The organism is Solemya elarraichensis gill symbiont, assembly GCF_002021095.1.
GTDB lineage: Bacteria > Pseudomonadota > Gammaproteobacteria > Chromatiales > Chromatiaceae.
Genome location: NZ_MPRK01000058.1, coordinates 1 through 8,757, shown reverse-complemented (window position 1 = coordinate 8,757; position 8,757 = coordinate 1). Strand labels below are relative to the sequence as shown.

The window sequence follows — 8,757 nt, the reverse complement described above, 5'->3', positions numbered from 1 at the left end:
ATACCGAGGCTCTCGGTGCGCTGCTTTATACCGAGTATCTCTACCCGTTCGAGATCGCCGCCGTAATTCTGCTGGTTGCGATTATCGCAGCGATCAGCCTGACACTCAGAAAGCGTCCTGAAACCAAGTATCAGGATCCTTCCAAGCAGGTCACGGTGAAAAAAGAGCACCGCCTGCGCATTATCAAGATGGAGGCAGAAGAGTGATTGCATTATCTGACTACCTGATCGTCAGTGCCATACTCTTTTCGCTGAGTGTCGCTGGTATCTTTATTAACCGCAAAAACCTGATTCTGCTGCTGATGTGCATCGAGCTGATGCTGCTCGCGGTCAACATCAACTTTGTCGCCTTTTCATACTTCCTTGATGATATGGCTGGACAGGTCTTTGTCTTCTTCATTCTCACCGTTGCTGCCGCCGAGGCCGCAATCGGGCTTGCCATACTGGTGGTGCTGTTCAGAAACAGGCAGACCATTAATGTGCAGGATCTGGATACGCTAAAGGGGTGATCGTGGAGAATATCTATCTGACAATTGTTCTTGCCCCGCTGATTGGTGCCATCATTGCCGGTTTGTGGAGAAACCAGGTCGGTAAGGCAGGCGCCCACTGGGTAACGATTATTGGTGTTGGCATCGCATGTGTGCTGTCAATTTACGTACTGCTTGGTTTCACCCATGGTGATTCCGAACCACAGAATCTCAGTCTCTATACCTGGATGGTGAGTGACGGCCTGCGCTTCGAGGTCGGTTTTCTCGTTGACCAGCTGACCGCGATGATGATGGCGGTTGTAACTTTCGTCTCGCTGATGGTACACATCTATACCGTTGGTTACATGGCGCACGAAGAGGGCTATCAGCGCTTCTTCAGCTATATCGCCCTGTTCACCTTCTCGATGCTGATGCTGGTCATGTCGAACAACTTCATGCAGCTCTTTTTCGGCTGGGAAGCGGTCGGACTGGTCTCATACCTGCTGATCGGTTTCTATTTCAAGAAAGAGACAGCCATTTTCGCCAACCTCAAGGCATTCCTGGTCAACCGTGTCGGTGACTTCGGTTTTATTCTCGGTATCGCAGCGATCGCGATGTATACCAACAGCCTCGATTACGCCGAGGTGTTCGAGAAATCTGCCGGTCTGGCGAATGAGCAAATCACTATCTTCCCTGGCACTAGCTGGTCGCTGATGACAGTGATCTGTGTCCTGCTGTTTATCGGTGCAATGGGTAAATCGGCACAGATGCCGCTGCACGTGTGGCTGCCGGACTCAATGGAAGGCCCGACACCAATCTCCGCACTGATCCACGCTGCAACCATGGTTACTGCAGGTATTTTCATGGTGGCGCGTATGTCACCGCTTTACGAACTCTCCGAAACCGCGCTCAGCTTTGTACTGATCATTGGTGCCACCACGGCATTCTTTACAGGACTGATCGGTATCGTGCAGAACGACATCAAGCGCGTGGTTGCCTATTCGACCCTGTCGCAGCTCGGCTACATGATTGCTGCGCTTGGTGCCTCGGCCTATGCTGCCGGTGTTTTCCACCTCATGACCCATGCCTTCTTCAAGGCGCTGCTGTTCCTCGCGGCCGGTTCCGTCATCATTGGTATGCACCATGATCAGGATATCCGCAACATGGGTGGCATCAGGAAGTACATGCCGATTACCTGGATTACATCCCTGCTTGGTTCACTGGCACTGATTGGTACGCCGTTCTTCTCGGGCTTCTTCTCGAAAGATGCGATTATCGAATCTGTCCACCTTGCTGATCGCTTCGGTACGAACTACGCGTACTACCTGCTTGTGGCGGGCGTCTTTGTAACAGCTCTCTACAGCTTCCGTATGTTCTTCCTCGTTTTCCACGGTAAAGGACCACGCGATGAGCATGCCAAGGCACATTTGCATGAATCCCCGTGGGTTGTGACTGTACCGCTGATCATGCTGGCGATTCCTTCTGTGATCATCGGCTGGTTCACAATCGAACCAATGCTGTTCGGTGAATTCTTCAAGGATGCGATCTATGTCAGTTCGGCTAATGATGTGCTTGCACACATGGGTGCGGATTATCATGGCGCACTTGGCTTTGTCACTCACGGCGTGTTGCAAGTACCTTTCTGGCTCGCGCTTGGTGGTTTCCTGACAGCCTGGTACATCTACACCATGAAGCCCTCGATCGCACTCGATATCAAGGTGCGTTTCGACTGGGCCCATTCGATCCTCGATCGCAAGTATGGTTTTGACGAACTCTTTCAGTTTGTATTTGCCGGCGGCAGTCGCATGCTGGGCAAGGTGCTGTGGAAGGGCGGTGACCAGTTCCTGATCGACGGTGTGGCTGTCAATGGATCAGCGCATGGCATCGGTTGGCTGGCCAGTATGGCGCGCTACCTGCAGACTGGTTTTATCAATCACTACGCGATTGCGATGATTCTCGGCCTGATAGGCCTGGTCGGCTGGTTCGTGATACTTCAATGATTATCTACAGAATAGAAGGAATAGGTTAGGGCATGTTTGCAGATTTTCCGATACTGAGCACCGTCATCTGGCTGCCGATTATAGGCGGCTTGCTGGTGCTTGGCAGTGGTGACAAAGCCCCGAATGTCTCTCGTTGGCTGGCTCTCGTGGTTGCTGTTCTGACCTTTTTACTAAGCATTCCGCTGTGGAGTGGTTTTGATGTCACAACTGCCGATATGCAGTTTGTCGAAAACGCCCCGTGGATTGCGGCATACGATATCAACTACCACATAGGTATTGATGGCATCTCCATGCCACTGATCCTGTTGACGACATTTATAACCATTCTTGTTGTTATTTCCGGGTGGGAAGTGATTCAGTACAAACCTGCCAGCTATATGGCTGCATTCCTGATCATGGAAGGCGTCATGGTAGGTGTATTCGCTGCGCTCGATGCAATGCTTTTCTATGTCTTCTGGGAAGCGATGCTGATACCGATGTTTCTGATTATCGGTATCTGGGGTGGTCCGAATCGCGTCTACGCGACGATCAAGTTCTTCCTCTACACATTCCTTGGATCTGTATTCATGCTGGTCGCACTGATCTACATGTACTTCCAGTCAGGCAGCATGGAGATTCTCGACTATCACATACTTGAACTGGGCCTTAAGGAGCAGATACTGATCTTTATCGCCTTCTTCCTGGCCTTTGCGGTCAAGGTACCGATGTTCCCGGTCCACACCTGGTTGCCGGATGCACACGTTGAGGCGCCTACCGGCGGCTCCGTCATCCTGGCGGCGATCATGCTGTAAATTGGCGGATACGGTTTTCTGCGTTTCAGCCTGCCGATCACTCCGGATGCAAGTAACGAGCTCGACTGGATTATCATCCTGCTGTCTCTGATTGCGGTGGTCTATATCGGATTTGTTGCTCTTGTACAGACCGACATGAAGAAGCTGATCGCCTACTCATCGATATCGCACATGGGTTTTGTCACCTTGGGCTTCTTTATCGTCTTCATGATCGTGCAGAACTCTGCTGCCGATTCCGGCGCTGTGCTTGGCCTTGAAGGCGGCATGGTTCAGATGGTGTCGCACGGTTTTATCTCGGCGGCGATGTTCCTGTGTGTCGGTGTCTTATATGACAGGCTGCATTCGAGGGAGATCTCCTCGTATGGCGGCGTCGTCAACGTGATGCCCTGGTTTGCTGCATTCATGGTCTTTTTTGCCATGTCGAATGCGGGTCTGCCAGGCACCTCCGGTTTTGTTGGTGAGTTCATGGTTATACTCGCCAGTTTCCGCGCCAACTTCTGGTTTGCACTTCTTGCAGCAACAACCCTGATCGTCGGTGCTGCCTATACCTTGTGGATGGTGAAGCGCGTCGTCTTCGGCGATGTAACCAAGGAGAGCGTTGCGAGCCTGCAGGATATCAATGCCCGCGAGGCACTGGTTCTAGGCACACTCGCTTTCATGGTCTTGCTGTTGGGTGTATGGCCTGCGCCACTGATAGAGGTGATGGACGTGAGTGTCACGAACCTGCTGCAACATATTATTGTATCCAAGGTGGGAGGCTGATCTGATGGCATTCGATACAACACAGCTGATTGCCCTGTTACCTGAAATCATTCTGCTGGCGGGTGTTTCCCTGGTTTTGATTATTGACCTGATGGTCACCGATAAAGAACGCACCTGGCCTTTCGTCCTGACCCTGTTGACCTTACTGGCTGCTGGTTGCACTACCCTGATGTTTGCTGACGGTAGTACGCAGGTGGTTTTTGATGGCACCTATATCCGTGATCCTTTGAGTGATGTTTTGAAAGCATCTCTGCTCTTTATTGCTGTACCTGTCTTCATTTATGCACGTGAAGGCCTGATGAAGAGCGGCCAGTGGCGAGGGGAGTTCATGACCCTGACACTGTTTGCCATTCTGGGCATGATGGTGATGATCTCATCCAATGGTTTCATCAGCCTCTATCTCGGCCTTGAGTTGCTCTCCCTGTGTCTCTACGCACTTGTCGCTTTCAAGCGTGATTCATCAAAGAGTGCTGAAGCGGCGATGAAATACTTCGTCCTCGGTGCACTTGCCTCCGGCCTGCTGCTCTACGGCATCTCGATGCTGTACGGTGCGACCGGTAAACTCGATTTTCCGTCTATTGCACAGGCAGTCGTCGGTAAAGAGAGTGACATAGTTCTGATTTTCGGCCTCGTCTTCGTTGTTATTGGTCTTGCATTCAAATTCGGTGCTGTACCGTTCCACATGTGGGTGCCTGATGTTTACGACGGTGCAACAACACCTGTGACCTTGCTGGTTGGCTCACTGCCAAAAATCGCAGCTCTTGGTCTTGCCATGCGCATACTGGTTGATGGATTGGGTGAACTGCACGACTCATGGCAGATGATGCTGATCATCCTCGCTGTACTGTCGATGGCACTTGGTAACCTCGTCGCCATAGCGCAGGAAAATATCAAGCGCATGCTGGCCTATTCGACAATCTCACACGTCGGTTTCATCTTTCTCGGTATCCTCGCCGGTTCTGATGAGGGATATCGTGCGGCAGTCTTCTATGCCATCGTCTACGCAGCCATGGCTGCCGGTGCGTTTGGTGTCTTGATTGCGCTCGACAGAAAAGGGCTTGAGGTCGACCAGTTACACCAACTCAAGGGCCTCAATGAGAAACACCCCTGGCTTGCTGGCACCATGCTGTTGCTGATGTTCTCAATGGCAGGTGTTCCACCGACAGTTGGCTTTTTTGCCAAGCTGTTTGTGCTGGAAGCGATTGTCTCGGTTGAACTGACCTGGCTTGCGCTAGTTGCCGTATTCTTCTCGATTATCGGTGCTTTCTACTACATCCGTGTTGTCAAACACGTCTACTTCGATAAGCCGACAGATGATGTCCAGGTTGAAGTTGGCGGGGCAGCGCAGGTGATGCTGGCAATCAATGGACTGGCGATGCTCGCCCTGGGGCTCTTCCCGGCGATATTGATGAACCTGATCTAGGGAACCTTCCAAGAGGTTCCTGCCCCTTCGGGCGTTGCCGTAAAAGCGCGCAACGCCCACTTCACAACAGAATATTCGCTATGCGAACTCCCGTTGCTCCGTGGGCGCCGGTGTGTGTCGTTTTGTTTCTATTACTTCTGAATCAGCTGCTTGATCTGCATTGATTCGCGCATTTCCCTGTAAAGGGTCACGCCAAGCGGTATACCAAGGCTGAGGAGTAATGCGGTGCCTGCAGCGAGAAGAAACCCTGGCTGATCAAACAGGTGGACCAGCTCGTGCTTCAGGGAAGAACCTTCCGGATGTGAAGCGAGCAGTGGTGTACTGAACATCAGCAGAGTCAGTGCGGCGGTTTTTTCGATCTGTTTTCTCATTTGAAAACCCTCTAATAATATTTGCATGCGAGTCTAGTTAATTTACTTAGTGCAATAAAGATGCCAATACTGAGGATTTTACTCGGTAATTATTAAACTATTGTTACAAAAGGATAAAAAGATTCCCCTGTGTTCGCAGTAAATTGAACTTGAGAAAGAAGAGTCAAAAATCCGCACTAAAATAGTGCGGAATGTGCGATACAGGTGCATTGATTGCGTATAAATTGTTCAATTGGGCTGTATTTGTTACCAGATCTTTTCAAGAGCACGCAGTACGTCACGGCGACTGATCTGACCGACCAGCGAGTTGTCATCGACGACCGGAAATCGCCTTACAGGAGAGGAGTTGAACATTTCAGCTGCTTCGACAATGCTGGTTTCTGCCTCGATAGCCTGCACGTCGGTTTTCATATACTCGGAGACTTTACCGCCAAGCTCCTCGTGATAGCAGGCGTTGAGCATCACTTGCATGCAATCCTTCTCGGAAAGAATGCCGACAACATTGCCATGATCATCAACGACAGGTGCGCCTGAAACGCGACGTGTGATCAGTGTGTGGATGGCGTCCATTACGCCGGTATCTGGCTTGAAGGTGACAATGTCACGTGCCATGTACTGTTTTACTGTCAGTGAACGTAATACTTCTTTAGCCATCCTGTGATCCTCCGTTAGTGCTCTACTTTCTATTTATCCAGGTGATATCTTTTGCCTGGCCCGGCAAGTCAAAATGGTTTTCAGTTCGTTTCTGCATGCCTGCCAGCAGCCTCAGCTTCGCGTGCAAGACGTTTTTCACAGGGTGAATCACAACTACACGCGCTTTCAAGGCCTGAAATAGTATTGAGGCCACTACAGGAACCCTTGATACGCTTGTTCTGCAGTAATCCCACGGCCATGATCGCGACAACCACGAGCATGACGATAAATGTAATCAGAAATATTTCCATTATTGCTCCTCGCCAGGAATATATTCAGCAAACTCGGACGTTGCTTCGGTGTGCAGCTCTCTACCGTTGCGGATAATAAAATAGGCTGCAATGGTATTTTTCTCTGCCAGCTCTATGGCCCTGTCCAGACCAAGTGCCATCAGGGCGGTGGCATATCCATCAGCCTGCATGACACTCGGCATGATGACTGTCACGGAAGCCATTCTGTTTTTAACCGGCATGCCGGTGACAGGATCGATGGTGTGTGAGAAACGCATGCCCGCATCATCTTCATAATAGTTGCGGTAGTCACCGGATGTCGCAACCCCCATGTTGTCGGGTTCAATCACAAGCTGCACGCTTGGCATACCGTCGATTGGCTTTTCTATTGCGATGCGCCATGGTGTTCCACGCTCGCTTTGTCCCTTGGTAGTGAGTTCACCACCGACCTCCAGCATGTAATTGGGAATGCCCAGCGCCTGAAGCTGCTCTGCAACGAGATCGACCGCGTAGCCCTTGGCGATCGACGAGAGATCGATGGAGAGATTCGCATGTCTCTTTTTAAGCTGCGGTGGATGTTGATTGACAGAAAGTTTACGGTAGCCGACATTTTGCAGGGCTCTCTCAACTTCTCCGGCAGAGGGCTTCTTTCCATTCGTTTTAACAGGCCCGAATCCCCACAGCTCAACCAGGGGCTCAACCGTGATGTCATAGGCGCCGTCAGCCAGGGCAGAGATTCCCAGCGCTGCGGATGTCACTTCCGCCAATTCAGCAGGCACTTGTTGCCATTCAGTTGAAGTGCTGTGATTGAAGCGCGAAATGTCGGAATCAGTACGATATGTTGACATCATCTGTTCAAGCCTGTCGAGTTGAGACTGGATGGCTTGCTGGACCTGTCTGTTGTCCGGCAGTGTTTCATCAGACCAGTACTTCACCGACCAACCGGTTCCCATGGTGCTGCCGTTGAGTTCGACAGCCTGCCGCTCGTTGCTGCAGGCAGCAAGCAGAAACAGGCTAACCAGTACCAGCAGGGTTCTGCCGACACTGGTTATGGTGATGCGATGTTGTTTATCCGCCAAAATCATCGAGCAGGATATTTTCATCTTCAACGCCAAGGTCTTTGAGCATCTGGATAACAGCTGCGTTCATGACGGGTGGTCCACACATGTAGTATTCACAATCTTCCGGTGCCGGGTGATCCTTGAGATATTCATTATAGAGTACCTCGTGAATGAATTCCTGGTAACCATCCCAGTTGTCTTCCGGTTGCGGATCAGAAAGGGCCACGTGCCACTCGAAGTTGCTGTTCTCTGCTGCGAGCATGTCGAAATCCTCAACGTAAAACATTTCACGTTTCGAGCGGGCACCATACCAGAAGCTTATTTTGCGCTTTGAGTTTAGACGACGCAGCTGATCAAAAATGTGTGAACGCATTGGCGCCATGCCGGCTCCGCCACCAATGAAGACCATCTCTGCTTCCGTCTCCTTGGCGAAGAACTCCCCGAACGGTCCTGAGATCATCACCTTGTCACCTGGCTTGAGGTTGAAGATGTAGGAGGACATGATGCCTGGAGGAGCATCAGGCACATTCGGCGGCGGCGTGGCGATACGCACATTGAGCATAATGAGGCCGCGTTCTTCAGGATAGTTCGCCATCGAGTAGGCGCGCATCGACTCCTCTTTGAAGTTGGCTTCGTACTGCCACAGGTTATAGCGGTCCCAGTCCTCGCGGTACTCGTCATCGATATCAAAGTCGGTGAACTTGGCATGGTAGGGAGGTGATTCGATCTGAATATAACCACCGGCACGGAAATCGACAGCTTCGCCTTCCGGCAGTTCCAGTACCAGCTCCTTGATGAAGGTGGCGACATTGTCGTTGGAGCGTACGGTGCATTCCCATTTCTTTACGCCGAAGACCTCTTCTGGCACCTCGATCGCTGCGCGCCAAGGAGAGAGAATCGAAGGCGCGTAGTCCCCGGTAGCCACTAGGCGAGACTGTTTTTCTGACGTGCGCCAGCGCC

At 51.4% G+C, this 8,757-nt stretch carries 9 protein-coding genes and 1 pseudogene; 5 read left to right on the top strand and 5 right to left on the bottom strand.

Annotated elements, in window-relative coordinates:
• The 5 genes and pseudogenes from BOW51_RS04470 to nuoN form a co-directional block, all read left to right on the top strand.
• Positions 1 to 206: NADH-quinone oxidoreductase subunit J (locus BOW51_RS04470; RefSeq protein ID WP_370738154.1), on the top strand; the 206-nt coding region annotated here is incomplete at its 5' end.
• Complete coding sequence (gene nuoK / locus BOW51_RS04465; RefSeq protein ID WP_078476633.1) at positions 203 to 508, top strand: NADH-quinone oxidoreductase subunit NuoK; 306 nt, start codon at positions 203 to 205, stop codon at positions 506 to 508. The genes BOW51_RS04470 and nuoK, both read left to right, overlap by 4 nt.
• A 2-nt stretch (positions 509 to 510) precedes the next feature.
• Complete coding sequence (nuoL, locus tag BOW51_RS04460; RefSeq protein ID WP_078476634.1) at positions 511 to 2,466, top strand: NADH-quinone oxidoreductase subunit L; 1,956 nt, start codon at positions 511 to 513, stop codon at positions 2,464 to 2,466.
• A 32-nt stretch (positions 2,467 to 2,498) separates the two neighbouring features.
• Positions 2,499 to 4,019 (top strand): annotated as a pseudogene (locus BOW51_RS04455) (NADH-quinone oxidoreductase subunit M).
• A gap of 4 nt (positions 4,020 to 4,023) precedes the next feature.
• Positions 4,024 to 5,442, top strand: a complete 1,419-nt coding sequence (nuoN, locus tag BOW51_RS04450) for an NADH-quinone oxidoreductase subunit NuoN (RefSeq protein ID WP_078476632.1) — start codon at positions 4,024 to 4,026, stop codon at positions 5,440 to 5,442.
• A gap of 131 nt (positions 5,443 to 5,573) precedes the next feature.
• Here the strand turns inward: nuoN and BOW51_RS04445 are convergent, their stop codons facing one another.
• The 5 genes from BOW51_RS04445 to nqrF form a co-directional block, all read right to left on the bottom strand.
• Positions 5,574 to 5,813, bottom strand: a complete 240-nt coding sequence (locus tag BOW51_RS04445; protein WP_078476631.1) for a hypothetical protein — start codon at positions 5,811 to 5,813, stop codon at positions 5,574 to 5,576.
• A gap of 246 nt (positions 5,814 to 6,059) precedes the next feature.
• Positions 6,060 to 6,467: a CBS domain-containing protein gene (locus BOW51_RS04440; RefSeq protein WP_078476630.1), complete on the bottom strand. Its 408-nt coding sequence runs from the start codon at positions 6,465 to 6,467 to the stop codon at positions 6,060 to 6,062.
• Positions 6,468 to 6,547: 80 nt separating this feature from the next.
• The gene (gene nqrM / locus BOW51_RS04435; RefSeq protein ID WP_078476629.1) at positions 6,548 to 6,757 is read right to left on the bottom strand and encodes a (Na+)-NQR maturation NqrM; all 210 of its coding nucleotides are present in this window, start codon (positions 6,755 to 6,757) and stop codon (positions 6,548 to 6,550) included.
• Positions 6,757 to 7,839, bottom strand: coding sequence for an FAD:protein FMN transferase (locus BOW51_RS04430; RefSeq protein ID WP_078476628.1), 1,083 nt, complete (start codon positions 7,837 to 7,839; stop codon positions 6,757 to 6,759). Before BOW51_RS04430 ends, nqrM begins: the two co-directional genes overlap by 1 nt.
• The coding region (gene nqrF, locus BOW51_RS04425; protein ID WP_135568054.1) for an NADH:ubiquinone reductase (Na(+)-transporting) subunit F at positions 7,805 to 8,757 on the bottom strand (953 nt) is incomplete at its 5' end. The genes nqrF and BOW51_RS04430, both read right to left, overlap by 35 nt.